This is a genomic window from Paenibacillus sp. NPDC056933 (assembly GCF_042674385.1).
In the GTDB taxonomy this organism is placed as follows: Bacteria; Bacillota; Bacilli; order Paenibacillales; family Paenibacillaceae; genus Paenibacillus.
In genome coordinates this window covers 317498-341370 of sequence record NZ_JBHUQN010000005.1, presented here as the reverse complement: position 1 = coordinate 341370, position 23873 = coordinate 317498, and the positions used below count along the sequence as shown (strand labels likewise).

Here is a 23873-nt window from a genome sequence, read left to right as displayed (position 1 = left end):
AGAAAGTGATCTGGAACCGTGGTGTAGTTGGCCTAACATGCCTGCCTGTCACGCAGGAGATCGCGGGTTCGAATCCCGTCGGTTCCGCCATTTTTGCTCTACATGAGGAAGCTGTTCACTAGATCTGATATATGGCCGACGCCCTAGATAAAGTGTAACGTTTCAGGATTAAACTTTATTATGGCTCGGTAGCTCAGTCGGTAGAGCAGAGGACTGAAAATCCTCGTGTCGGCGGTTCGATTCCGTCCCGAGCCACCATTATAACTACTACTTTATATGCCGGTGTAGCTCAACTGGTAGAGCAACTGACTTGTAATCAGTAGGTTGGGGGTTCAAGTCCTCTCGCCGGCACCATGTAATCCTGGAGGATTAGCGAAGTGGCCAAACGCATCAGACTGTAAATCTGCTCCCGTACGGGTTCGGTGGTTCGAATCCATCATCCTCCACCAGTTTTATAGGGGCATAGTTTAAAGGTAGAACAACGGTCTCCAAAACCGTTGGTGTGGGTTCAATTCCTGCTGCCCCTGCCAATTAATTTTTAGAACATACCGTATTATGGCGATCGTGGCGAAGTGGTTAACGCACCGGTTTGTGGATCCGGCATTCGGGGGTTCAATTCCCCTCGATCGCCCCTTTGTTTTTTTTGGGGATTAGCCAAGCGGTAAGGCAACGGACTTTGACTCCGTCATGCATAGGTTCAAATCCTATATCCCCAGCCATTATGCGGACGTGGCTCAGCGGTAGAGCATCGCCTTGCCAAGGCGAGGGTCGCGGGTTCGATTCCCGTCGTCCGCTCCAAAATATGGCGCCATAGCCAAGTGGTAAGGCACAGCTCTGCAAAAGCTTTATCCCCAGTTCGAATCTGGGTGGCGCCTCCAGCATATATGCCGGCGTGGCGGAATGGCAGACGCGCTCGACTCAAAATCGAGTGGGAAACCGTGGAGGTTCGAGTCCTCTCGCCGGTATATCTAATAGACCTACAGATTGCTTCTGCAATTTGTAGGTCTATTTTTTTGGTTATTTCGTTTCCGTTTGTGTTACAAAGGTGCATTTTCTTATATATTGACGTATAGTCTGATTAGGTATATTGTAGATAAGTAAAGTCTTTATTTAGATTTATTAAAGATATTAGAGCTCCCTGAAGTTCTTTGTTTTGAGTTTATTAAACGTTATTGTTTAATTCTATGCTTATTAAAGAAAAGGAGTGAAGCACATGTCTGAGGAAAAAGAAGCATCCAAGTATTCTAAAATTTTATTCGATCTGGCTGTATGGGAAGAAGCGTGGAAGAATCAGTCGACAGAATCACAATACAAACAGAAGAGTTCCTCACCGGATAAAGAAGAAGCATTTGAACGATGGGCCAGGGAATATCATCAACAGTCGTTTACTGAACAGGGAAGGCAAAGATCTGAACGCATTATAGGATGGATTGAAAATCAGGGAGTAGATCTTAATGATTTATCGATATTGGACATTGGAGCAGCCTCAGGTATCTTTACCATTCCCTTTGCGAACAGAGGAGCAACTGTTACAGCTGTAGAACCATCGAAACTGCTCAATTCATTAATGAAAGAGACGATTCCACCGTCCTTGCAATCCAGTATAGATATTGTGTCAGAACGGTTCGAGGATATATCGATTCAGGAAAAGAACTGGGAAAAGAAATTTGACTTCGCATTTGCATCCATGTGCCCGGCGATGTCGAATTGGGAAACGATTGAACAGGCGATCAGCACTGCCCGAAAGTATGTTTATATCAGCACGATGGCTGGAGCGAGAGAGCACTCACTAATAGATGATCTTAAAGAGGTACTGGGTGTCTACCCAACATATAACGCGGGAGATATGGGATATATACAACAGCTGCTATACCTGAAAGATTATTCTTATACCACCTTAATCACAAGAGAAACAAGTTATATTGAGATGTCTGTGGAGGAAGTCGTTGATAAGCTACAGGAATGGCTTAGCACGCACGAACTGCCAACGGATGAAGGTTCACTTGCCCTGGCTGAGCAATATGTCAGAGACACTTACAAGGAGGGTGTGGTTACATTCTCACGCGGAGGGAAGTTCGGTAAAATTCTGATTCAATTGGAGCAACCGAATATGAAAGTTGTACGTACCCAAGGGCAGTAAATCATATGAGCTGTAATGAACATTATAGATGTAGTAAAAAGGGAGCAATTATACTGCTCCCTTTTTGATGGTTATATATAGAACAACGTTCTTTCGCTAAGCAACATTAACTTCTTCTATAGATAGACCACGTTTACTTCATCCCCAAAAGTCCTGTTTACTTCTTCAAGGACACAGATCAGCTTTCTGCTTACGCTCTCTGTATTGTCCAGGCGTAATCCCTTCCCATTTTCGGAAAGAACGAATAAAGTTCTGGGGGTTATTATAACAAAGCCGTGCGGCGATATCCTTGACCGTTAGGTCGCTTTCATCCAGCCACTTTTTAGCCATACTGAAGCGGTACTTCGTCAGATACTCACTGAATGCACAGCCTGTCTCTTTACGGAATACACTACTTAGATAGTTTGCATTGTAGTGAAGTCTTGATGCGCACTCCTCCAACGTCAGATCTTTATCGTACTCTTGTTGAACCATGGCAATCATTTTCTCGGATATATGTTGATATTGGGCATACTGTCTTTCCTTTAATATGAGAATGATCGGGTTGATGATATGGTCGTTAAACCATTGTTCTACTTCGGCAGCGTACTGTAGAGCATGAAGTTCATTGAAAATTGATCCATGGCCTTGGGAGATCTGTCCCAGTCGTATACCAGATTCCTGCATCATCTGCAAAATATGTGTCAGCAATCGGTTAAGCGCTACCTGATATTCTTCTGGTGTACATTCTACGCCAAACAGTACTTCAAGCAACTGGTGGAGAAGAGAGGCGGCATATGCTTCATCTGCGTTTTGGATAGCCTGTATGAGCTTATATTCCAGTGATTCGGGATAATGCAGTGACCAAGTGGGTGTACGATGATCAATTGCTTCAAATTGAAAGATAATGCCTGTGCCCAGTTTCATTCGATGCTTGAGTGCTTCAAGAGCCTCTGTATAGGCCTGTGGTATTTGCAATAGGGAGGTATGGGGCTGACTAAATCCAATGCTTACTTGAAGGTTAAGGATCTCCCGGATCTGATGTTGTAGTTGTTCTGTTAACGTATACAGTTGCTGTGAAAAACGAACATGATCTTGTTCAGTGGTACCGATGATCGTGACGACGGCATGTTCATATACAACAGGGAGCAGCTGTTGTTCAGCAAGTATGCTCTCCTCCAGTATATTTTGAATGGCGAATAGCAGAAGATCCCGATCCTTGGCATTATATTTGGTGTGATTCAAGAGATCTGCCTGCACTGTCACAACGGCTATTTGTTGCCATTCTTTAAGATGTGATTCGTAGCCATATTCGTTCAGCGTATCATGAATAGTGGCTGGTGCATTTTTGCCCAAAAGCAGGTTGATTAGAAAATGAGTGTGTATCTGCAACTTATATTGATTTAATTTGTTTTCAAGCTGAGATTGGGATGCCGATAGTTGTGAAACGCCAGCTCTGATTTGTTCGAATTCATCCATATGAAATATAGAAATGGTTTTATAATGACCTTTGGACCATCGTTTGTCACCAAGTTGTATAAGAAGTTGACGAATTGGGATGTGCATTCGCCTCGATCCGATCCATGATAGCAACAGTGAAAGCAGTAGCATAGCAACGCTGATATACATGGTGTGTAACCCGATCTGAACATACTCATGGGTAAGGATGTTTGTAGGCGAAATGAGAATATAGGTCCAGCCTTTTAGAGAAGAGTGCGTATAGGACAACGAGTAATCAGTGTCTGCAATACGTACCTCACGTTGACCTGAAGAGGCAGCTAACGCACGCATAGATAACAATTCACTAAAGTTGTCCCTCGAATCGTTGTCCCATATTCCTGCTGAGGCCAGAGGCTGTCCAATATAACTGGGATCGGGATGAACCATAATACGTTGTTCACGATTCAGAATGATAAGTCCAGCGGCAGAACTGTCCAGAGAATCCTCTTCCAGTGGTTTTTGCAGTGAACATGCAGGAATTCCAGCAATTAGAGCCGCATCGGAAGAAGCATGTACATTGGGTATCGATCTGGCAAGTGCAATATGATAGATGCATCCTGGATTCATTATGCGCTCCTCGTTGTTAAAAATGGAGGAGGGGGTGAGCTGCCAGCCGGAAGTGAGCGTGTTCGATAACAAGTCCTTCATGGGAAGAGTCAAGGGAAAATCAGTATTAAGGTATAGGCCAGCATGATCGATAAGCCAATCCTGGGTCTGATTAACGAGTGTAATATCCATTAGAGGCTCCCATGATCTCATATTCTTGAATTCGGTCTGTAACTTTTCAGCAAACAAAGGCCCGGTGCCTTGGACCGATGATGATAAAGAAGTTAGCGAATGGAGCGTGTCCGGTGATCGAACGGCCTGATCGAGCATATAGCTTACGGTTGCAAGTTTATGCTCCACATTGGTTTGCATTTGGATTAACAGTTGTTTATTGGCTTGAGCACGATGCAGCTCCGATTGTTTTGAAGAATAGATAAAAGCTGCGATTCCCGTTAACAGAATGGGTAGGGTACTTAACAAGATTCCGAAGACTATCATTTTATGTAAATAGCTGAATGATCGCAAAGGTTCACTCCTGACATTTGAAGTAGTCACACTTCCTATTTTAGTAAACGCTTACATATAGAACAATCTAAATTTTGTTTATTTGGATAAAAAAGTAATAAATAGTCGGGTGAAAATTAAGGTGAAGAACATGCCTAGATTGTATTTCAGTTCTTTTTGGCTTTTATGGATGGCGTACTGGGAAACGTCAGTCGGGGGGATAACGTAGATAAGAAGTATGGACGTCATATCATACGGGGTGAACTGGGTTTGAGAAAGGGGAATAAGACACAGCTAAGGCCTTTATTTCCGTGCAGTGGTCAACGGTCTGATCCAGGGACAGTCAAAGGTCCAACCTGATCCCCGACCTGAGTCTAGGATGAAAAACCGTCCACGGTCTGTTTTGAAAAGTCGCAGTTTCCCCTAGAATAAGGACATAAGGTTAAACAAGAAACAAACGAACAAACAATCAAACCAAAATTAACGAACCGAAAGGGTGGTGAACAACAATTATGAGATGGAATAAAGGAAATGGCTGGGCGGTTGTACTGATTGCGCTGGGTGCACTTCTCCTCTTCGGAAAGTTAACTCCGCTACTGGGACACTTAATGGGTTATCTGATTCCGATCCTGATGATTGCACTTGGATACTACGGAGTTAAACGAGGAAATGTACTGCTTGGATGGATTGTTCTTTTCATCGGTATCCTCTCCCTGCTTGGCAAACTGGCCTGGCTGATCGGACCGATCATCGCAATCGGGTTAATCATCTTCGGATTCTCCATGTTGAGTAATAATCGAAGTCGTCGTGGCCGTTACTAAGCTTTCACGATCATGAAAAGGAGGACAGATTAAAATGAGTGTATTTCGTCGAATGCGGGATATTACCGTAGCTACTTTAAATGAACATTTGGAGCAAAGTCAGGACCCAGTCAAACTGATTGATCAGTTTCTGGTCTCGACCCGCCAAGACATCGGTGAAGCCGAGAAGCTTCGTCATCAATATGCAAGTCATACCAGACAAATGAAACAACAAGCGGATCAGGCAGCAGGTATGGTACACAAACGGGAAGAACAAGCTTCCATGGCTCTGAAGGCAGGGGAGGAGCACTTAGCCAAACTTGCTTTGCAGGAGAAAATTCTCCACGAGGAAAAAATGGAGCAGTACAATGAATTGTACGCACAAAGCAATGCGGCTTTACAGGAACTGGATGAACAGATCGACCAGCTGAAAGTGGAGTATCAAAATGTATACAGCAAACGTCAATATTACTACGCTCGTATGCAGACGATTCAATTGCAGCAACGAATGAATCAGAGAGGTCATTACAACGGTCAGAATGTACCCCGTATGTTCAATCGATTGGACGATCAGGTATCTGATCTCGAATATGAGGCACAAAGTCTCCGGGATTTGCGGCGGATGAGTCAGGATGGGGCAGGAACGTCTGGCACCATGTCATCCTCTACGCTGGACAAAGAACTGGAGAGACTGAAACAAAAGCTAAACCAAGACAGAAAGGAGTAGACACATGAATAAACTTTACCGCTCATCGCGTAATCGTATGCTGACAGGTTTGATCGGCGGCATCTCTGAAAATCTTGGATTGAGTACTACGTTGCTGCGTATCATTTTCTTCATCAGTATTTTCGCTACGGGAGGTACATCATTGCTGATCTACTTCATCGCTGCATTGGTCGTGCCAAAAGAATCCTATCACGCTGATCCATACGCTTATGGTGCGGATCACGTAAGAGGATACAAGTAAACGAAAGGAGCAAGCAGATGAGCAAATTATACCGCTCAACGCGTGACCGGATGCTGACAGGATTATGTGGTGGGATATCCGAGTCGATCGGCATGGATTCAACCTTGCTGCGTATCATCTTTGTTATCAGTATCTTCGTAACTGGCGGCACGTCGTTGTTAATCTACTTTATCGCAGCATTGGTGGTACCGAAAGAGCCATATCCACCTTATGATCCATATGGCTATGGCCCGGGTCCTGGCGCTGGCAGAGGATACAATAACTTTGATCACGAGCCGCCAAGAGGTCCTTTTCAAAACAACCCTAATCAAGGTCCTGGAAACTTTGGTCCCGGCCCAGGATACAACAACAGACCTCAGTCTGGTCCACGTTCTTATGATAACAACGCCTTTGGAACAGGCTCACAGCAAGAAAGTGAACTGGATTCCATGATGAAAGATATTGAGAAAAAAGCATTGAAAAAAGAAGTTGAAGAGCTTCGCCAAAAATTATCTCGTTACGAGAAGGGAGAAAAGTAAAATGGGAGTATTTAAACGGATTAAGGATATGACGAAAGCGTCGGTAAACGATATGTTGGATAAAGTGGAAGACCCGATTGTAATGTTGAATCAGTACCTGCGTGATATGGAGGCTGAAATTCATGAGGCTGAGGTAACGGTTGCCAAACAAATGGCGAACGAGCGTCGCATGAAACAACGTCTGGACGAGGCAGAGCGTACATCGGTACAACGTGAATCTCAAGCAGAAGCTGCACTGGCTAATGGTCAGGAAGAAGTGGCACGCAAATTGCTGGAAGAGAAAATCTACTTTGATCAAAAAATTACGGAGTACAGTGAACTGCATGCACAGTCCGAAGCACAAGCGAAAGATCTGCTGCAACAACTGCATGACATGAAAGATGAGTTCTACAAAATGCGTAACAAACGCAATGAACTCGTATCCCGTGCACAAATGGCGAAAGCCAAAAAACAAATGTCTCAAATCAACAGTTTGCATTCGATCGAGAGTGGTGGCGCATCCCTTGGATTCCACCGCATGGAAGAGAAAATCATGCAAATGGAAGCGGAAGCGGATGTGATCCGTGCACCTTACCGCAATACACAATCGACGTATACGAATCCTGTAGATACTGAAAAGCAGTTCAAAGTGGATCAACAACTGCAAGCTCTGAAAAACAAAATCGGCAATGGTGCCAAGAATGAAACGGGCGGTACTTCAAAAGAATAACTGTTCGCTCAGCAGACAATATGATATTCTATAACTCGTGAATAAAGAACGGTTTGTAGAACAAAGGTTAAGCCATACAGGTGTTCGATGCCTGATATGGCTTTTCCGTCGAATTGGGAAGATCAACTTACAGAGGAGGTGCGGCAGATATGAATAAAAAAGGTCAATGGCTTGCAGTGATTATCATTGTCATCGGCATGTTGATGTTACTGAATCGAAATATAAACCTGCTGACCGTCGCCGCACTGATTCTGTTAACGATAGGTATGGTTCAAGTTCGTAAGGGAGACACCCACAAAGGCTATCGATATCTGGGTGTTGGTGCAGCACTGCTGTTGCTTGATAATCTGATGATTGTTTTTCTGATTGTACTGGCTTCACTGGCTTATTTTTATTCCAAAAACAAAAGGATTCATTTAGATGGGAATGTTATGCGTAAGCAAAACTTCATGGCTCGGTACTATTGGGATCAGGCACCATGGACATTGCGTAGTATGAGCCTATGGCACGCCATGGGTGAAATCAATGCAGATCTGTCACTTTCCCTCCCGGAAGAGAAACAAACGATTGTACTTTTGCAGGGGGTTATGGGGAATGTTCGTCTGACACTGCCTGAAGATTATGGTGTTGAAATTGAGGCATCGGTACTCTTTGGACGGATTAGCCTGAATGGAGAGCAGGATAGTGGCATGATGAACAAATTGGTATGGAGAACTCCTGGATACGAGTCCAGTGAACATAAAGCAAAATTTGTCATTTCGTATATTGTTGGCGACCTAAACATCAGTAATCCGTAATAAGTTAAATAGGTGAAGAAAGGAGGAGACCCTGATGAAGACAAAACGACATACCGACATGGTAACCCGAAGTATGGGTGAAGGGGTCCTCCTTGTTTTCATTGTGCTCGCCGTGATTTTGTATGTATTGTATACATATGGTTACCTGGCCCCCTTTGCAGGCTGGAGGCATCTGATTCAATCGGGTCTGGCATTATTGCTGCTCCTGATCGGTATGGGGGCAGTCTTCGGATTTTATCAAAGTTACCGGGTTAAACGCAGGCTTGAACTGTTGCGAGAGACGCTGTTGCAATGGGAAAAGGGTTCACTCTCACGTACCGTGCCGGACCTTGGTATTGACGATGTCGGCCGATTAAGTGAGCAGCTGGGACGTATCGGCAAAAAGTGGGAGGATCAGGTCTCCTCACTCCAAAGACTGTCTACGAATAACGCCCAGCTCGCTGAACAGGCCAGAATAACAGCCATTGTAGAAGAGAGGCAGCGACTGGCACGAGAACTGCATGATGCGGTATCGCAGCAGTTGTTCGCCATTTCCATGACGGCAACAGCAGTTGGACGGAAGATGGAAACGGATTTTGAGCGTGCTAAGAGGCAGATCGCTTTGATTGAAGAGATGGCATCGGTTGCCCAGTCCGAGATGCGTGCATTACTGCTGCATTTGCGCCCCGTCTATCTGGAGGGTAAACATCTGGAACAAGGTTTGCGTGATCTTGTAATGGAACTGAAAACGAAGGTTCCTATGGATATTGTGCTTGAAATGGATGAGGACATTCATCTGATCAAGGGCATTGAGAATCATCTGTTCCGTATTATACAGGAAGCGATGTCCAATACATTACGGCATGCCAAAGCGGAGAAAATGGAAATTCGCCTTCAGCGCCGTACAGATGCGATTCGGGTACTCATTCGTGATGATGGTCAAGGCTTCGATCTGGATGAAAATAAGCAAGCTTCCTATGGCTTGGCTAATATGCGTGAACGGGTCACTGAAATTGGCGGAGCCATACAATTTGTAACAGCGCCAGGTAAGGGAACGCGGATTGAGATTACGATACCTTTGATGAGCGATGAAAGCGAGGAAGAACATGTCAATAGAAACGGGAATAGAAACGGAGACGGAAGCGGAAACGTCGATCAAAGTGTTGCTCGTGGATGATCATGAGATGGTACGTATTGGCCTCGCTGCGGTGCTGGATACCGAGGATGGCATCGAAGTGGTGGGGGAAGCGGGCAGCGGTGAGGAAGGCATTCGGCTGGCACAGGAGTACAAACCTGATGTTGTCCTGATGGATCTCGTCATGGAAGGTATGGACGGTATTGAAGCGACTCGGCAGCTGCTTAAAATGTATCCGGAATGCAAGGTTATTGTGCTGACCAGTTATCTCGATGATGAAAAAATGTATCCGGTTATTGAGGCAGGAGCCTTTAGCTATCTGTTGAAAACATCAAGAGCCAATGAGGTGGCAGATGCGATCCGTGCAGCAGCACGCGGGCAATCGGTTCTGGAGTCTCAGGTGGCGTCCAAAATGATGAACCGTTTCCGACAGCCACAGGCAGCTGCACCCGCTCATAATGAATTGACCGATCGAGAGATGGATGTACTTCGGTTGGTGGCGAAAGGCAAGTCTAACCAGGACATCGCCGATGAACTAATTATCGGGATCAAAACAGTAAAATTCCATGTCACGAATATACTCGCAAAATTGGGTGTCGATGATCGTACACAGGCAGCCATCTATGCTTACAAGAATGGACTTGCAGAGTAGGTCCTGAAGTGTGTGAATGTTGAGGTATGCACTATTGGTATGTTGAGCAGATCAGGTAAAGTGAAAAAAATCTTCGGGTAGAACCTCATCGGAAGTATTATTCTGCCCCATTATATGAGATAAGAGGCCTGATTAACCCTGAAAATGGTTGATCAGGCTTTTTTTATCTCAAAAAAAGTTTAGCAAATGAGGAATGGGGGCATGCTGATTGATAGATTCATAGAATGCAAGAAAGAGCGGAGGATTCATATGTTAAATCGATGGATGACGGCAGGCATACTGGCATTGGCAATCATTATACTTGTAGGCATGACTCATGTGTACGCGGAGAAGACAGAATCCGAAGCAGGCAAGCTGGAACAATTGATGAAGACTGCAGATACAGCAATCGATCATGTGGAGCGTCTAGTCATTAAATGGCAAGGAGAAGGTCATGGCGATGCCAGAGAACAAGCGGAGATGCTCGCTCATCGGCTGGGAATGCTGCAACCTGAACGTGGTCGGCAAACAGGCCATGATGTATACCGCAGTGAGAGGGTTGCTGATGGCCAGCAAGCAGGTATCCTGATTAATGTGGTCATCACAGGAGAAAACGAATATTACGCGATCGTCCAGTTATCAGGCAATGGACGTACAGATCAGGACTTGTTATCCACATTACATGAACAAGTATCCCGGTTGCTTACCAACTCGGGAATGAAGGCAGCATGGAATTTCGCTGTACAGGGGACAGGTGCAATGGAAAGTGGCGCCAGCAGTCAATTGGAGCAAATCGAGGAGCAGTTGTCTGGAGATATGGACATGCAAGCGATAGAACGTTATACGGATACCAACACTGCCAGTGTGTCCTATGAGGCTTCAGGTCTGCCGGTAGCGATTAAGAGCGGTCCGCATAACTTGAATATGCAATTGGCGGTCCATCAGGATGGAGAAAAGGGGATTAATCGAGTTACAGTAGGTTTCCCAGTGATCACGATTGAATATTAATGCCATATTAACTCGAATTTATAAACTTGATCCTGAATTTTTATAGATGAAAATTCCATGAATTGTGGAAAAATATTGATAACATTTCTCGGGAAAATTAGTGCAACCCATGAGGCTTTATGCTAAAATGGCATCACATCCAAGAAGGAAATTTGCTGGTAATTGACGGTTGTATGTTGCGTATATAACACCATTACATAGCTCGGGGAGAGCGTGAAGATGTCTTCCCGGAAAGAAAGAGGAGCCCATGGTCGAAAAACAAATGCAAGATGAAGTGCAGACACCAGGTGCAGTATTTTTCATTTTTGGAGCAACGGGTGATCTGGCCCGCCGGAAGCTGTTTCCGGCGATCTACAGTCTATACCGTGAAGGCAAGCTGGCCGAAGACTTTGCGGTTATTGGTGTAGCGCGTCGCCCGAGGTCACCAGAAGAATTCCGGGAAGACATCTATGATTCCATTAAAGAGTTCTGTCGTTATCCGGCGGGGGAGTCCGATGAGTGGAATGCTTTTGTCGAACATTTTGAGTATAAGTCACTAGATATCAATAACGTGGACGGTTTCAAAGAGTTACGTGAGCAGACGGAGAGTCTGGAAGCAAAGTTTAACACACCAGGTAATCGCTTGTTCTATCTGGCGCTGGCTCCTGAGCTCTTTGGCAGCGTCTCGTATAGTTTGCGGGATGGCGGAATGCTGGAGAGTCGCGGGTGGAATCGACTTGTGATCGAGAAACCATTTGGGTATGATCTGCAATCTGCTGAGCATCTGAATGAGCAAATCCGTGAAGTGTTCCGTGAGGAAGAGATTTATCGGATTGATCACTATCTGGGCAAGGAAATGGTGCAGAATATCGAAGTGATTCGCTTTGGAAATGCCTTTTTTGAGCCGCTATGGAATAACAAACATATTGCCAACGTCCAGATTACACTGGGAGAAACGGTCGGAGTAGAAGAACGCGGTGGATACTACGATCACTCCGGTGCCTTGCGTGATATGGGGCAGAACCATATGCTGCAGATGTTGACGATGATTGCAATGGAGCCGCCAAGCCGTTTATTCCCGGAAGACATCCGCGATGAGAAGGTCAAGGTACTGCGTTCTCTGCGTGCGTTCACTTCGGATGAAGAAGTAAGCACTAACGTTGTGCGCGGGCAGTATACGGAAGGGGAGTATCGTGGCAAGCAGCTTCCCGGTTATCGCCAGGAGGACAAGGTTGATCCGGAATCCAATACGGAAACATACTTTGCTGCACGTGTATTTGTAGATAATTTCCGCTGGGCAGGTGTGCCCTTCTATATTCGGACAGGCAAGCGTCTTCCTGTGAAAACAACCGAGATTGTGGTTGAGTTCAAATCCATGCCAAGCAATGTATATCTGGGCAAAAAGTACAAGCTGGAGCCGAATCTGCTCGTGATCCGGGTGAATCCGATGGAAGGCATTTATATCAAAATCAATGCCAAGAAACCGGGTTCAGACTCCGAGATTCAGCCGCTGGCCATGGACTTCTGTCAGAGCTGCATGATCGGAATCAACTCGCCGGAGGCGTATGAACGTCTGCTGCATGATGCCGCAGAAGGAGACTCGACCTACTTTACCCGTTGGGATGAAGTCGCAACAGCGTGGTCCTTCGTAGATCGGATAGCGGCAGCTTGGGCGGAGAATCAAGGGGAGCTGCATATGTATCCGGCAGGTACATGGGGGCCGGAAGCGACAGGTAAACTGCTGGAGCAGGATGGGTTCCACTGGTGGCCGGTGAACGGTCAGGACGAAGACAATGTCGTTTGGCAAGTGAACAATTAACGGAGGTTGCATGACTTCCCGGACGCAAGGAATGGATGAGATCAGAGTAAGTTAAGTCATTTTATTGGTGACAGGATAACCTGTTCTATATAAGACTTGGAAAGAACGTAGAGATGCGATCTTTTCAGGTCTTTTTTTGCGTTGGAGAAGTGGGGGATTTAAACCTTGATATATAATAAAATAAGTCGTTGACAAAAAGTAAGTATATAACTTATACTCAATTCAAGAGATAAAGAAATTACGCAAAGACAGACGGACCCGATGAATCAATCGGATAACGTACATCATTCATGAGATAAAATGTGAACCAGGTGAAGGGGTTACGAAATAAATTCATGAAGAAAAAATTTTAGCATAATATCTTTAATCTAAGAATACTATTTTGTATATATTGAATGGAGGAAAAGAAAATGTTGGATGTAGGATTGTTGTTGATTCGTTTGGTGATTGGATTGTCGTTCATGGCGCACGGGGCTCAGAAATTGTTTGGATGGTTCGGGGGATACGGAATTAAGGGAACCGGCGGCTGGTTTGAATCCATGGGGATGAAACCCGGCACATTGGTTGCATTGTTGGCAGGATTGGCTGAATTCGGGGGCGGATTGCTGCTGGCTCTGGGTTTGCTCACACCGGTAGGCGGCATTCTGATTGCTCTGACCATGGTTATTGCCATTGTGAAGGTTCATGGTGCGAACGGATACTGGTCCACGCAAAACGGCTTTGAGTATAACCTCGCGATTCTGGTGGTTGGTGTGGCACTAGCTTTGACAGGTGGAGGACAATACGCACTGGATGCATTAATTTTCTAAGCGCGGCAAGCGAAATGAATGATGAGTACCTGGATGCCATGAAATCATGGCGGAAGGGTGCTCTTTTTTTGCAATCGGAAAAGAGAAGATTCTGCTGTACGTAATCGGTTATTTTCGGTAAAGATTATGGTACAATAGGAAAGTTGGATACTAAATCAGGTCTACGGCATGATTGGAAGCACAATGTTTAGGGAGGATGAACTCCGTTGTAAATGTGTAAAATTAGCATAAGATGCTTAATGGCCTAATGTGCGAAATGCGAAGGTACAATCAACCGGCATAGCCGGATTGCATAAAGATTGAATGATAGACCGGCCTCGCCGGATTAACGTGAATGAACGGATGAAAGGGATAGAATCTATGAGCAAAGCTGCAGATAACATTCTTCAACAGGAAGTGGACAAACGCCGGACGTTTGCCATTATCTCTCACCCGGATGCGGGTAAAACGACATTGACCGAGAAACTGTTGCTGTTCGGGGGCGCGATTCGTCTCGCCGGTACAGTAAAAGCTCGGAAAGCAAGCAAACACGCAACAAGTGACTGGATGGAGATTGAGAAGCAGCGGGGGATCTCGGTTACATCTTCCGTCATGCAGTTTGATTACCTGGGTCACCGCATCAACATCTTGGATACACCGGGTCACCAGGACTTCAGTGAAGATACGTATCGTACACTGACGGCTGCCGATAGCGCGGTAATGTTGATTGACGTGGCAAAAGGTGTCGAGGCACAAACCATTAAATTGTTCCAGGTTTGTGCGAAGCGCGGTATTCCGATCTTTACATTCATCAACAAGCTGGACCGTGAAGGACAAAGTCCGTTTGATCTGATGGAAGAACTCGAAAACGTACTGGGGATTCGCTCCGTACCGATGAACTGGCCGATTGGTACAGGGCGTGAACTGTGTGGCGTGTATGATCGGATGAAAAATCAGGTGGAATTGTTCCAAGGGGACGACCACTCGACGATTAAAGTTCAAAAGGTGGAAGGCTACGAAGATCCAATCATTCGTGAGATGGCAGGAGATTATCTGCATGATCAGCTGTGTCAGGACCTGGAGCTGCTGGATGTTGCAGGAGACCAGTTCGACATGGAGAAGGTACAGCGCGGTGAACTGACACCTGTATTCTTCGGTAGTGCCATCAATAACTTCGGCGTGCAGACGTTCCTTGAGAACTTCCTGCAGCTCGCACCGAAGCCGGAACCACGTCGCAGTACAGCGGGTGAGATTGAGCCAACGAATGAGAAATTCAGCGGTTATGTCTTCAAAATCCAGGCGAATATGAACCCGGCACACCGGGATCGTATCGCATTCCTGCGGATTGTATCCGGCAAGTTCCAACGCGGTATGAGCGTGAAGCATAATCGTGTGGGCAAAGAAATCAAACTGTCGCAGCCTCAGCAATTCCTGGCACAGGATCGGGATATTGTGGAAGAGGCATATGCAGGCGATATTATTGGTCTGTTCGATCCGGGTATCTTCCGGATTGGTGATTCACTGAGCCAAGGCAGCGAGGTTATTTTTGACGAACTGCCGACATTCTCGCCAGAGATTTTTGCCAAAGTTACGGTCAAAAATGCATTGAAACATAAACAGTACCAAAAAGGGATTGACCAGTTAACCGAGGAAGGTACGATTCAGGTATTTAACACCGTGAGCTTCGACGAGACATTGCTCGGCGTAGTGGGTCAGCTCCAATTCGAGGTATTTGAATACCGGATGAAAGGCGAGTATGGGGTAGACGTTCAGCTACAGCGCATGCCTTATCAATTCGCTCGCTGGATCGTGGATGAGAATCTGGACCCAAGCAAATTCCGGATCAACTCCGCTCTGGTGAAAGATAAAAAAGGGAACTATGTAGTTCTGTTCGAAAATGAATACGCGATGAGAACCGCAATGGACAAGAACCCGACCGCGAAATTCCTTGAGACAGCTCCATAAGCGACTTTTCCTAAAATAGTAAAGAAAGCATAAGCAACTGACCTAAATCCCTGCTCAGAGGGGTTTAGGTCATTTTTGTCGTTTCCAGTCAGCTTTTATATCTCAGTAAGATTTCACGCATAGGGGAAAGGTAAAATATTAAAATTTTTTTGAACAGTAAAATGATATTAAAAAGTTGACGGAAGAAGAACCGCTTGATTGGGAGTTAGCTTCTGGTATTTTAGATCCCCTATGGGGAAGCTAGAGTAATACACAAACAAGGTACAGCCTCCTGAGTATTATTCAGTGGCTGTACCTTGTTTGGTTGGGGGGCCTAATTAGTCTATGGGGGATTTAACTGCCTTGCTCTTGAGCAGGGCATAATCCAGACCAAAGAGGCAAAATCTTTTTTTGCAGACAGAACAACGTGATGATGGTACCTTTCCCTCAAGGCTTCTTATCTGATGGGTTGAACGGGAATGGTGTGCAGATGCTCCTGCGCAATTTGAATGAGTTCTTCCTGCTTGGCAGGTTCCGTGTTCTTCCAGATCATTTCGAAAATGGCACCCAGTCCAGGTAATGCTGCTTCAGGTCCATCTACAGAACCTTCGATCATCTCCCGAAGCTGATCATCACTTTTGTCATGAACCTTATGAACAATCGCTTCACGCAGGCTTAATGTAATGGGCATCGCAAGTTCCTCCTCGTATATTCGGCTGCTCTAATACTGTTCCCTGGGAAGCGTGAGCGCATTCAAGTTTATTGGGCTTTGTGGTATACTACGAAGGATATTTAAGTAAACATTCACCCTTTAATTGAAAAATGGACTACCAATAGATGCGTAATGCAGAAGTGCAGCGGGAGGTTAGACCCTAATGGCAAAGAAACAATATGCCGTGATTGGCATGGGACGGTTCGGATCAAGTGTAGCCAATGCGCTGAGCGGCATGGGATTCGACGTACTGGCAATTGATGCGGACGAGCAGCGGACCCAGGAAATGTCCAATGTGGTGACTCATGCCGTATCGGCAGATTCGACGGATGAAGAAGCGCTGCGAGCGCTGGGCATACGGAATTTTGATGTCGTCGTTGTGGCGATTGGTGAAGATATTCAGTCGAGTATTCTCACAACCCTTATTCTGAAGGATATGGGTGTGCCTGTTCTGATTGTAAAAGCACAAAATGAACTCCATGGTAAAGTATTGCAGAAGATTGGCGCTGACAAGGTTATTTATCCCGAGCGGGATATGGGGCTGCGTGTAGCCCATCATCTGACATCGCCAAACATTCTCGATTATATTGAGTTATCTGAGGATTACAGCATCTTGGAAATGAGAGCGTCCGAGCAAATGATCGGTAAAAACCTGTTGGAGCTAAATATTCGTGCACGTTTCGGTTGTAATGTGATGGCGATCCGCAGTGGGAATTCGATGAATATCTCTCCGTATGCGGAGGATCGGATCGAGAATGGGGATGTGCTGATCATCGTTGGTCATAAGGACCATTTAACAAAAATGGAGCTGGCATATCCAAAGTGATGTTACGTTGATAAAGTGAACCTTTGTCGAAGATTTTCAACGCATCTCATAACATGTTGATAAAAAATCCCGCAGACGGGAAGGATGGAAAGATGGATATTGTATCACCGCAAAATACACGTGTGAAGGAATGGGCACAGCTGCTGGAGAAAAAGCACCGTACCCGCCAACATAAATATATTATTGAAGGCATTCATCTCGTACAGGAAGCGCTGCGTGCCGGGGCAGATCTTGAATGTATCGTATACGATGGGGAGCAGGGTGTACCCACGGAACTGGCTGGACTGGAGGCACCCCTTCAGCGTGTGGAATGGATCAGTGTATCTCCTGCGGTTATTGCCAAATGTACGGATACGATGACCCCTCAGCCTGTTTTTGCCGTTGTACATAAAGTTCGTGAGCCGCTGCAAAGCTTGTTATCTTCCTCTAAGGGGCTGGTCGTGGTACTGGACAATGTTCAGGATCCCGGCAATGTAGGCACGATCATTCGCAGTGCGGATGCAGCGGGGGCGGCAGGCGTTGTGCTAGGCGCTGGGTGTGCCGATGTCTATAATCCGAAAACGATCCGTTCGACGATGGGGTCATTGTTTCATTTGCCTATCGTAGAAGGTCCGTTAGAATCGTTGCTGCCTGAAGCAAAGGCTGCGGGCGTGAAGTTGGTGAGTACGTCTTTGCAAGCGGAGCATTCGTGTTACAGTTATGATTTTACACAATCGGTATGGCTTGTGATTGGTAATGAGGGCAAGGGCATATCAGAAGCTACTGCACGACTGGTGGACGATGCGATTACGATTCCGATGCAGGGACAGGCGGAGTCGCTTAATGCTGCGATGGCGGCAACAATTTTGTTGTTTGAAGCGATGAGACAGCGGATGGTGTAACCAATAAATAATTCCTGTCCATACAGGGTTTGTTCAACAAGGGACATATTTTGATCCGGAAAAAATGCTGAAGTGTATTAGGAAATGCACAAGCAACATGGTGAATGCGAGTATGTATACAAAAAATAATGATAACTGAAAGTAATGATAACTGGTAATGCAACGACAAATGTAATAGAGTAAGAGCGACCCTTAAGGGGTCGCTTTTCTGTTGTTTCATTTACTTGTGATTTGGAGTGACTCATTTAATGGGAAAACCATATTTGGATCCTTAGAGATAAAGTCAATTAACCTTTTGGCAGCGGGAGACAAGTAACGATCTTTTCTCCATTTTAATACTACTTCCCATTCCCATCCGTTTTCCTGAATGGGAATCCATACTAAGCCGTCTAACATAAGTCCCAATGTTTGAGGGAGTACAGATACTCCAAGACCGGCTTTAATAAAACCCGCGACTGTTATCAAATCCTCGGCGTCATAGGTGGAAGCGAGTTCGAAATTGGTATCTTTGAACCGTGTGGTTATAGTGGCCTTTAATCCACAATTTTTTTTCAACCCTACGAAGGGTTCTCCAGATAATTCAAATAAGCTTAGACTCGATCGATTAGCCAAGTGATGTTTAGCTGGAACCACGATAAACAAAGGTAATTTACGAATGGCAATCCACTCATGATTATCCAATGTTGATTCTTTAGAAGTAATGAGCATGTCAGATGTGCCTTTATCCAAGTATTCATTGATATCTCCGTGGTTACCCTGATACAAATCAAACCGAACCTTAGGATGGTGTGCTTGATAGTCTCTAATAATGGAAGGAACCAGGTCTACTCCCAAAATATTAAGATAAGATACGTGAACAACGCCGGTTTCGGGATTAGACCATTCGTCAATTTCCTGAATGCCATTTTGAATGTTTTTTAATGCTTCTTCAACCCACTTGCTAAACATATGCCCGTACCGATTTAACTGAACATTCCGGCCATTACGTTCAAAAAGCGGGACACCGAGTTCATTTTCGAGTTTAGATATAGCGTGACTTAAAGCTGGTTGAGTAAGATTTAATGCTTTAGAAGCCATAGTCATATGTTGAAGTCTTGCTACGGTTAGAAAATATTCTAATTGCGTAAGCTCCATATAAGCACCTTCTTTACATTAATATTAGTAATTGATTTCATGAAAACTATAAATTAGACGCACATCTTAATCAAGCTTAAAATAAGATTGTGCTTAAAGACCGCTTAGCTAAATGCAAGAAAGCGGCTGCCTTCTCAGGGAGCCCTGTATTGAACCGTAGTAATGCTATGGAGGACAAAATCAGAAAGGAGTTGTTAATTAATGTCAGAATACGTTATTTTTATTCGCGAGCAAACTAATGAACCGGAGGAATTAAAAGTTTATTCTTCCAAAGCTCCCGCAGGACTTGCTGGTCATCCAGTTAAACCGCTCGCCATGTATGGCACCCATGAAGTCATTGAAGGACCGCAGGTTGAAGGTGCAGCTCTGCTGGAATTTCCAAGCTTTGAAGAAGCCAAAGCTTGGTGTTATAGTCCAGCTTACCAGGATGCCGTAAAACATCGACTTAAAGGCGGGACATACAGAGGAATCATTATCGAGGGAATATCTAGTCGCAATTAGTCATTAAGAATTCTACAAAAAATAAGTATTAGCAGATTTATAAAAATTAAATGCATTTTAGGAGGAGAAATAATGGCAATTACTTATGCAAGCCCATTGACGGAATATGAAGGAAAAAAAGTACTGGTGACAGGCGGAACTAAAGGGATGGGCGAAGCGATCGCCAAAAGATTTGCCTCAGCTGGAGCGACAGTTTTAACGACTGCGCGCTCGATGCCAACTGGTCTGGCCGATCCAAATTTGTTTGTACAAGCAGATTTATCTACCAAAGAAGGCGTCGAGAAAGTCGTTCAAGCTGTTAAAGATCGCTTCGGTAGCATTGATATTGTGGTCAACAATGTTGGAGGAAATAACACACCTCCCGGTGGTTTTCTTGCAGCAAGTGACGAACATTGGATTGAATCTTTGAACTGGAACCTACTAGCTGCCGTTCGGTTGGATCGTGGATTGATTCCATTGATGCTTGAACAAGGAAAGGGTGTCATTATCCACATTTCGTCAATCCAAAGAGTTTTACCTTTGATTGAGTCAACGATCCCTTATGCTGCAGCAAAAGCGGCTTTGAGTAACTACAGTAAGAGCCTTTCTAAAGAATTCTCTCCAAAAGGTATCCGGGTTAACCGTGTATCCCCAGGGTTTATCCAAACGACAGCTGCTGACGCTATGATGGAGAATATTGCTCAGGTGACAGGAAGCTTTGAAAGTGCGCTCCAGTCGGTTATGGATGCCCTGGGAGGTATTCCAATTGGACGTCCTGGATATCCAGAAGAAGTTGGTGAGCTTGTGGCGTTCCTTGCTTCTGATCGTGCTGCATCGATTACCGGTGCCGAATATGTAATCGATGGAGGAACTGTCCCTACAGTTTAACTTTACGAAGACGTATTTTTATGACTAAAATCTATCCGTCCTTAAAGTACGGAGGTAAAAGAGAAAATAGAGTTAGCTCATTTGGAATACTTCCTTAAACAAAAAAATGTGGACTGAGAGATAGAATCGTTTCATGTTTCCAACATACGGGATTTTCGATGCTAACAAAATACGAAGTGGAAGATTTAACTGCCGTTTCTGGTTACGTTGCAGCAGAAGTTCAATGCATGGAATGAGCTTAAATGATAGGAGAGATACGTATGTTAGCATCATTAGCAAACCCGATTCAAAAATTTATTGGAGCTACAAATGATCACAATACGGAAGCCCTGTTGTCCGTTTTCAATGATTCTAGTGTTGTTAGTGATCATGGCCGTGATTTTTCCGGCTAAAAGAAATTAAAGAGTGGGCGGATACCTATTATATCGGCATGAATGTTACTCTTGAGATTAAAGAGGCTACTGGTACTGGTGATAACTACTTTGTAAGTACTCTTGTAACGGGGGATTTTGAAGGAGAACCATTCCCTTTTAGTTTTCACTTCTCCGTGAACAATGATGTAATTGCAGGTTTAAAAATGATTGGATAATTCAAATTACCAATCTCATTCACCGACTAAAAAAGACTCGTAAAATAAGCCGGTTCTTCCAGAAGAGAGCCGGCTTATTTTATAGTCATAAAATATTATTTAAACCCAGGTTAAACTTTTGTTTTTCTTACTATTTCTTCTAAATAAATTTTAGCTTAACAGGGTGTGGAACGATATTCTCCTTTTTGGAGAAGTTGGGCCTTGATGTGCGTAAGCCGGGAGAATAAATTAGGTAATGTTCAGGAAACGGAGGAGCGAAAGGATGTCATTGATATCATTCCTTTCGCTTCTTTTCGTCCAATGATTTTCTTATCCCTTACCCTGCACATTCAGGCGATACTGATGCGGCGTGGTGCCTGTTGCATTGCGAAAAACTTTGCAAAAGTAAGACGGGCTGGGCATGCCTACACGGTGGCCTATTTCCGGGACAGAATGTGTGGTACTCGTAAGTAACACGCAAGCATGACGAATACGGGTAGCTTGGGCATAAGCAATGATGGTGGTGCCGGTAGCTTTTTTGAATATATGGGACAGATGATAAGTCGAGAGATGAAGTGTATCTGCGATATCTTCCAGGCGAAAAGCCTCGTTGTAGTGCTCTTCAATCCATTGCATGACTGTTTCAGCATGAGGGTGCAGAACGGGAGAACTCGTTGGGAGCGTATTAGAACTGGAATAGTGCCTATCCTTCCAAAGGTAGCGAAGCTGTGCGAGCAGTCCAAGTAAAAAGAGTCGTGTATCCTCTTCCGCTTCATGTGGAAGCAACGTAGGCAGAATATCGGCAAATTGCTCAATCATCTGGACCAGTGGGGATGAAGCGGAAAGACGGATCGGTTGAAGTGGAGATGTATGTCCAAGAAGGTCCAATGTAAAACGATCCGAAACGGCAAATTGCCGAGAGTGCGGGTTCAGCAGGTGCTGCTCATACATCAGTACGCTGCGAATAAAGGGATGCTCTTTCGTGACTTGAATCTGGACCTGATGCAGCTGAAAAGGGCGGAATATCATCAGCATACCCGGTTCAAGGGCGAATGCCTGACCCTCGGTTATTAACTGTCCATATCCATCATGAATGTACGTTATCTCCATCTGTGAGTGAGCGTGAAAAACCTCTCGGTTCGCAGTGGTAGAGGTACGGCGACATACCAGATTGAATTGTTCTCTGTTGATAATGGGCATTAGGAACGCCTTCCCTTCAAGAGCGCAATATAGTTTCATTTTATCACAAGATGAACGCATAAAAGCGCTTTATTGTTGTGTATTGTGAAGGAAATGAAGGAGGTATGCATCTATGTTAAAAGTGGCCATCATTGGAGCAGGAGCGATCAGTGCAGCGCATATTACAGCGTATTTGGCATTTCCTGAACGATGCCAGATCGTAGCTGTGGTGGATATATATGCGGAAAAAGCACAAAAGCGAATTAACGAATATGGATTGGAGGGAGCCCGTGCTGTTACCAATTATCATGAATTGCTGAATCAGAACATTGATGTAGTTTCGATCTGTACTCCCCCGTATACACATGCAGGGATTACATGTGATTTTCTGCATGCAGGTACACATGTGCTGGTTGAAAAACCGATGGCATCTTCTCTACAAGAAGCGGATCTCATGCTTGAAGCGGCACAAGAGAACGGGACGTTGCTGTCGGTTGTGGCGCAGAATCGTTTTACGACACCGATGATGAAACTGAAAAATGTACTGGATAGTAAACTTATGGGGCCCATTGTCCACGTGCAGGTCGATTCGCTCTGGTGGCGAGGCCATAATTATTATGATTTGTGGTGGCGTGGCACATGGGAAAAGGAAGGCGGAGGCTGTACTCTTAATCATGCGGTACATCATATTGATGCCATGCTTTGGATGATGGGTCCTCCTGTGGAATTGCAAGCCATGATGGCGAATACGGCTCATGATAATGCCGAAGTAGAGGATATTTCCATGACGATGCTTCGCTTCCACGAAGGAGCACTTGGAATGATCACCAGTTCCGTAGTCCATCACGGGGAGGAGCAGCAGTTGATTTTTCAGGGTAAAGAAGCCAGAGTATCTGCACCTTGGAAGGTCATTGCTTCTACAGCACGGAGTAACGGATTTCCGGAATCGAATTCAGAGTTGGAACAACAGATTCAGAAACTCGCTGATGAATTGCCTGATGTGACTCATGTGGGTCATACGGGGCAAGTGGAAAATATGCTAAATGCTATTGAGACAGGATCGCCCCTTCTGGTGGATGGGAAGAGTGGACGGAATACACTCGAACTCATTGTAGGCATCTATAAATCGGCCAGTACGGGGGAGAAGGTTACTTTTCCGCTGGAGACGGAGGATGTTTTTTATACACGAGATGGAATTATGCAACACGCGGTGCATTTTTATGAAAAGAAGGCGGCGGTGGAGAACTTCGAGGACTTGGATATTACGCTGGGGAGAACGTTGTAGTATTAGTTATATAACATAGAAAAGAGGCCAGAGCGCACAGATGTTGTGAGATCTGGCTTCCTTTTATTGTCTACATTGTTGGCAGCATTTTGAACGCAGCAGCAGACTTTAAATTACATGAAGATAACCACACATGTTATTAAAAGTAGCGTCAGCGCATTATTGTGATGAAATTT

General features: G+C 44.9%; 23 protein-coding genes and 10 tRNA genes. 29 read left to right on the top strand and 4 right to left on the bottom strand.

Annotation, left to right across the window (positions count from 1 at the left end; genetic code table 11):
• Positions 1 to 12: 12 nt before the first annotated feature.
• The 11 genes from ACFTRD_RS28035 (at position 13) to ACFTRD_RS27985 (ending at position 2140) form a co-directional block, all read left to right on the top strand.
• Positions 13 to 90, top strand: a tRNA-Asp gene (locus ACFTRD_RS28035).
• 92 nt (positions 91 to 182) lie between these two features.
• A tRNA-Phe gene (locus ACFTRD_RS28030) sits at positions 183 to 258 on the top strand.
• A gap of 20 nt (positions 259 to 278) precedes the next feature.
• Positions 279 to 354 (top strand) — tRNA-Thr (locus ACFTRD_RS28025).
• Between the two features lie 9 nt (positions 355 to 363).
• Positions 364 to 449 (top strand) — tRNA-Tyr (locus ACFTRD_RS28020).
• Positions 450 to 456: 7 nt separating this feature from the next.
• A tRNA-Trp gene (locus ACFTRD_RS28015) sits at positions 457 to 530 on the top strand.
• Positions 531 to 558: 28 nt separating this feature from the next.
• A tRNA-His gene (locus ACFTRD_RS28010) sits at positions 559 to 631 on the top strand.
• Between the two features lie 13 nt (positions 632 to 644).
• A tRNA-Gln gene (locus ACFTRD_RS28005) sits at positions 645 to 719 on the top strand.
• A 4-nt stretch (positions 720 to 723) separates the two neighbouring features.
• Positions 724 to 798 (top strand) — tRNA-Gly (locus ACFTRD_RS28000).
• Positions 799 to 804: 6 nt separating this feature from the next.
• Positions 805 to 878, top strand: a tRNA-Cys gene (locus ACFTRD_RS27995).
• An 8-nt stretch (positions 879 to 886) separates the two neighbouring features.
• Positions 887 to 965 (top strand) — tRNA-Leu (locus ACFTRD_RS27990).
• 248 nt (positions 966 to 1213) lie between these two features.
• Positions 1214 to 2140, top strand: coding sequence for a class I SAM-dependent methyltransferase (locus ACFTRD_RS27985; protein WP_379385717.1), 927 nt, complete (start codon positions 1214 to 1216; stop codon positions 2138 to 2140).
• A 165-nt stretch (positions 2141 to 2305) separates the two neighbouring features.
• Here ACFTRD_RS27985 and ACFTRD_RS27980 read toward each other — a convergent pair whose 3' ends face one another.
• Complete coding sequence (locus tag ACFTRD_RS27980) at positions 2306 to 4690, bottom strand: helix-turn-helix domain-containing protein (protein WP_379385715.1); 2385 nt, start codon at positions 4688 to 4690, stop codon at positions 2306 to 2308.
• Between the two features lie 491 nt (positions 4691 to 5181).
• Between ACFTRD_RS27980 and ACFTRD_RS27975 the strand changes: the two genes are divergently transcribed.
• The 12 genes from ACFTRD_RS27975 (at position 5182) to ACFTRD_RS27920 (ending at position 15765) form a co-directional block, all read left to right on the top strand.
• Entirely contained in the window at positions 5182 to 5490 is a 309-nt protein-coding gene (locus ACFTRD_RS27975) for a LiaF transmembrane domain-containing protein (protein WP_062324034.1), read from the top strand.
• 34 nt (positions 5491 to 5524) lie between these two features.
• Positions 5525 to 6196 carry a PspA/IM30 family protein gene (locus tag ACFTRD_RS27970; RefSeq protein WP_379385713.1) on the top strand — a complete coding sequence of 224 codons (672 nt, stop codon included), beginning with the start codon at positions 5525 to 5527 and terminating at the stop codon, positions 6194 to 6196.
• A 4-nt stretch (positions 6197 to 6200) separates the two neighbouring features.
• Complete coding sequence (locus ACFTRD_RS27965; RefSeq protein ID WP_215118673.1) at positions 6201 to 6437, top strand: PspC domain-containing protein; 237 nt, start codon at positions 6201 to 6203, stop codon at positions 6435 to 6437.
• 17 nt (positions 6438 to 6454) lie between these two features.
• On the top strand, positions 6455 to 6955 hold the full coding sequence (locus ACFTRD_RS27960; protein WP_379385711.1) for a PspC domain-containing protein: 501 nt from the start codon (positions 6455 to 6457) through the stop codon (positions 6953 to 6955).
• 1 nt (position 6956) lies between these two features.
• Positions 6957 to 7664 (top strand): PspA/IM30 family protein, encoded by a 708-nt coding sequence (locus ACFTRD_RS27955; RefSeq protein WP_192270717.1) that lies wholly within the window; start codon positions 6957 to 6959, stop codon positions 7662 to 7664.
• A 149-nt stretch (positions 7665 to 7813) separates the two neighbouring features.
• Complete coding sequence (gene liaF, locus ACFTRD_RS27950) at positions 7814 to 8461, top strand: cell wall-active antibiotics response protein LiaF (protein WP_379385709.1); 648 nt, start codon at positions 7814 to 7816, stop codon at positions 8459 to 8461.
• Between the two features lie 34 nt (positions 8462 to 8495).
• Positions 8496 to 9617 (top strand): sensor histidine kinase, encoded by a 1122-nt coding sequence (locus ACFTRD_RS27945; RefSeq protein WP_192270713.1) that lies wholly within the window; start codon positions 8496 to 8498, stop codon positions 9615 to 9617.
• Entirely contained in the window at positions 9547 to 10227 is a 681-nt protein-coding gene (locus tag ACFTRD_RS27940; RefSeq protein WP_192270711.1) for a response regulator transcription factor, read from the top strand. Before ACFTRD_RS27945 ends, ACFTRD_RS27940 begins: the two co-directional genes overlap by 71 nt.
• A gap of 249 nt (positions 10228 to 10476) precedes the next feature.
• Positions 10477 to 11214, top strand: a complete 738-nt coding sequence (locus ACFTRD_RS27935; RefSeq protein WP_379385706.1) for a YwmB family TATA-box binding protein — start codon at positions 10477 to 10479, stop codon at positions 11212 to 11214.
• 247 nt (positions 11215 to 11461) lie between these two features.
• On the top strand, positions 11462 to 13012 hold the full coding sequence (gene zwf / locus ACFTRD_RS27930; RefSeq protein ID WP_379385704.1) for a glucose-6-phosphate dehydrogenase: 1551 nt from the start codon (positions 11462 to 11464) through the stop codon (positions 13010 to 13012).
• Between the two features lie 410 nt (positions 13013 to 13422).
• A complete protein-coding gene (locus ACFTRD_RS27925) occupies positions 13423 to 13821 on the top strand; it encodes a DoxX family protein (protein ID WP_379385702.1) in 399 nt (132 codons plus the stop codon).
• 360 nt (positions 13822 to 14181) lie between these two features.
• Positions 14182 to 15765: a peptide chain release factor 3 gene (locus tag ACFTRD_RS27920; protein WP_192270705.1), complete on the top strand. Its 1584-nt coding sequence runs from the start codon at positions 14182 to 14184 to the stop codon at positions 15763 to 15765.
• 436 nt (positions 15766 to 16201) lie between these two features.
• On the opposite strand, the gene sspI is transcribed toward ACFTRD_RS27920, so the two are convergent.
• Positions 16202 to 16435, bottom strand: coding sequence for a small acid-soluble spore protein SspI (sspI, locus tag ACFTRD_RS27915; protein ID WP_062324046.1), 234 nt, complete (start codon positions 16433 to 16435; stop codon positions 16202 to 16204).
• A 184-nt stretch (positions 16436 to 16619) separates the two neighbouring features.
• Here sspI and ACFTRD_RS27910 point away from each other — a divergent pair, with 184 nt between their 5' ends.
• Positions 16620 to 17282 (top strand): potassium channel family protein, encoded by a 663-nt coding sequence (locus ACFTRD_RS27910; RefSeq protein ID WP_024634143.1) that lies wholly within the window; start codon positions 16620 to 16622, stop codon positions 17280 to 17282.
• A 92-nt stretch (positions 17283 to 17374) separates the two neighbouring features.
• A complete protein-coding gene (locus tag ACFTRD_RS27905; RefSeq protein WP_379385699.1) occupies positions 17375 to 18163 on the top strand; it encodes a TrmH family RNA methyltransferase in 789 nt (262 codons plus the stop codon).
• A 216-nt stretch (positions 18164 to 18379) separates the two neighbouring features.
• Here ACFTRD_RS27905 and ACFTRD_RS27900 read toward each other — a convergent pair whose 3' ends face one another.
• Positions 18380 to 19297, bottom strand: a complete 918-nt coding sequence (locus ACFTRD_RS27900) for a LysR family transcriptional regulator (RefSeq protein WP_379385697.1) — start codon at positions 19295 to 19297, stop codon at positions 18380 to 18382.
• 201 nt (positions 19298 to 19498) lie between these two features.
• Here ACFTRD_RS27900 and ACFTRD_RS27895 point away from each other — a divergent pair, with 201 nt between their 5' ends.
• From ACFTRD_RS27895 to ACFTRD_RS27885, 3 genes are all read left to right on the top strand, one after another.
• Positions 19499 to 19798, top strand: coding sequence for a DUF1330 domain-containing protein (locus ACFTRD_RS27895; protein ID WP_379385695.1), 300 nt, complete (start codon positions 19499 to 19501; stop codon positions 19796 to 19798).
• A 72-nt stretch (positions 19799 to 19870) separates the two neighbouring features.
• On the top strand, positions 19871 to 20665 hold the full coding sequence (locus tag ACFTRD_RS27890; RefSeq protein WP_379385693.1) for an SDR family oxidoreductase: 795 nt from the start codon (positions 19871 to 19873) through the stop codon (positions 20663 to 20665).
• Between the two features lie 260 nt (positions 20666 to 20925).
• The gene (locus tag ACFTRD_RS27885) at positions 20926 to 21057 is read left to right on the top strand and encodes a hypothetical protein (protein WP_379385691.1); all 132 of its coding nucleotides are present in this window, start codon (positions 20926 to 20928) and stop codon (positions 21055 to 21057) included.
• A 506-nt stretch (positions 21058 to 21563) separates the two neighbouring features.
• Here the strand turns inward: ACFTRD_RS27885 and ACFTRD_RS27880 are convergent.
• Positions 21564 to 22433 (bottom strand): AraC family transcriptional regulator, encoded by an 870-nt coding sequence (locus ACFTRD_RS27880; RefSeq protein WP_379385689.1) that lies wholly within the window; start codon positions 22431 to 22433, stop codon positions 21564 to 21566.
• 112 nt (positions 22434 to 22545) lie between these two features.
• Here ACFTRD_RS27880 and ACFTRD_RS27875 point away from each other — a divergent pair, with 112 nt between their 5' ends.
• Entirely contained in the window at positions 22546 to 23697 is a 1152-nt protein-coding gene (locus ACFTRD_RS27875) for a Gfo/Idh/MocA family protein (RefSeq protein ID WP_379385687.1), read from the top strand.
• Positions 23698 to 23873 lie beyond the last annotated feature (176 nt).

What these genes read in the sequence shown, in the direction of transcription:
- ACFTRD_RS27975 (WP_062324034.1), top strand. Translation starts at nt 5,182, where the DNA reads ATGAGATGGAATAAAGGAAATGGCTGGGCGGTTGTACTGATTGCGCTG.
- ACFTRD_RS27985 (WP_379385717.1), top strand. Translation starts at nt 1,214, where the DNA reads ATGTCTGAGGAAAAAGAAGCATCCAAGTATTCTAAAATTTTATTCGAT.
- ACFTRD_RS27955 (WP_192270717.1), top strand. Translation starts at nt 6,957, where the DNA reads ATGGGAGTATTTAAACGGATTAAGGATATGACGAAAGCGTCGGTAAAC.
- ACFTRD_RS27965 (WP_215118673.1), top strand. Translation starts at nt 6,201, where the DNA reads ATGAATAAACTTTACCGCTCATCGCGTAATCGTATGCTGACAGGTTTG.
- ACFTRD_RS27935 (WP_379385706.1), top strand. Translation starts at nt 10,477, where the DNA reads ATGTTAAATCGATGGATGACGGCAGGCATACTGGCATTGGCAATCATT.
- ACFTRD_RS27960 (WP_379385711.1), top strand. Translation starts at nt 6,455, where the DNA reads ATGAGCAAATTATACCGCTCAACGCGTGACCGGATGCTGACAGGATTA.
- ACFTRD_RS27940 (WP_192270711.1), top strand. Translation starts at nt 9,547, where the DNA reads ATGTCAATAGAAACGGGAATAGAAACGGAGACGGAAGCGGAAACGTCG.
- liaF (WP_379385709.1), top strand. Translation starts at nt 7,814, where the DNA reads ATGAATAAAAAAGGTCAATGGCTTGCAGTGATTATCATTGTCATCGGC.
- ACFTRD_RS27895 (WP_379385695.1), top strand. Translation starts at nt 19,499, where the DNA reads ATGTCAGAATACGTTATTTTTATTCGCGAGCAAACTAATGAACCGGAG.
- sspI (WP_062324046.1), bottom strand. Translation starts at nt 16,435, where the DNA reads ATGCCCATTACATTAAGCCTGCGTGAAGCGATTGTTCATAAGGTTCAT.
- ACFTRD_RS27905 (WP_379385699.1), top strand. Translation starts at nt 17,375, where the DNA reads ATGGATATTGTATCACCGCAAAATACACGTGTGAAGGAATGGGCACAG.
- ACFTRD_RS27945 (WP_192270713.1), top strand. Translation starts at nt 8,496, where the DNA reads ATGAAGACAAAACGACATACCGACATGGTAACCCGAAGTATGGGTGAA.
- ACFTRD_RS27920 (WP_192270705.1), top strand. Translation starts at nt 14,182, where the DNA reads ATGAGCAAAGCTGCAGATAACATTCTTCAACAGGAAGTGGACAAACGC.
- ACFTRD_RS27910 (WP_024634143.1), top strand. Translation starts at nt 16,620, where the DNA reads ATGGCAAAGAAACAATATGCCGTGATTGGCATGGGACGGTTCGGATCA.
- ACFTRD_RS27885 (WP_379385691.1), top strand. Translation starts at nt 20,926, where the DNA reads ATGTTAGCATCATTAGCAAACCCGATTCAAAAATTTATTGGAGCTACA.
- zwf (WP_379385704.1), top strand. Translation starts at nt 11,462, where the DNA reads ATGGTCGAAAAACAAATGCAAGATGAAGTGCAGACACCAGGTGCAGTA.
- ACFTRD_RS27900 (WP_379385697.1), bottom strand. Translation starts at nt 19,297, where the DNA reads ATGGAGCTTACGCAATTAGAATATTTTCTAACCGTAGCAAGACTTCAA.
- ACFTRD_RS27880 (WP_379385689.1), bottom strand. Translation starts at nt 22,433, where the DNA reads ATGCCCATTATCAACAGAGAACAATTCAATCTGGTATGTCGCCGTACC.
- ACFTRD_RS27890 (WP_379385693.1), top strand. Translation starts at nt 19,871, where the DNA reads ATGGCAATTACTTATGCAAGCCCATTGACGGAATATGAAGGAAAAAAA.
- ACFTRD_RS27970 (WP_379385713.1), top strand. Translation starts at nt 5,525, where the DNA reads ATGAGTGTATTTCGTCGAATGCGGGATATTACCGTAGCTACTTTAAAT.
- ACFTRD_RS27925 (WP_379385702.1), top strand. Translation starts at nt 13,423, where the DNA reads ATGTTGGATGTAGGATTGTTGTTGATTCGTTTGGTGATTGGATTGTCG.
- ACFTRD_RS27875 (WP_379385687.1), top strand. Translation starts at nt 22,546, where the DNA reads ATGTTAAAAGTGGCCATCATTGGAGCAGGAGCGATCAGTGCAGCGCAT.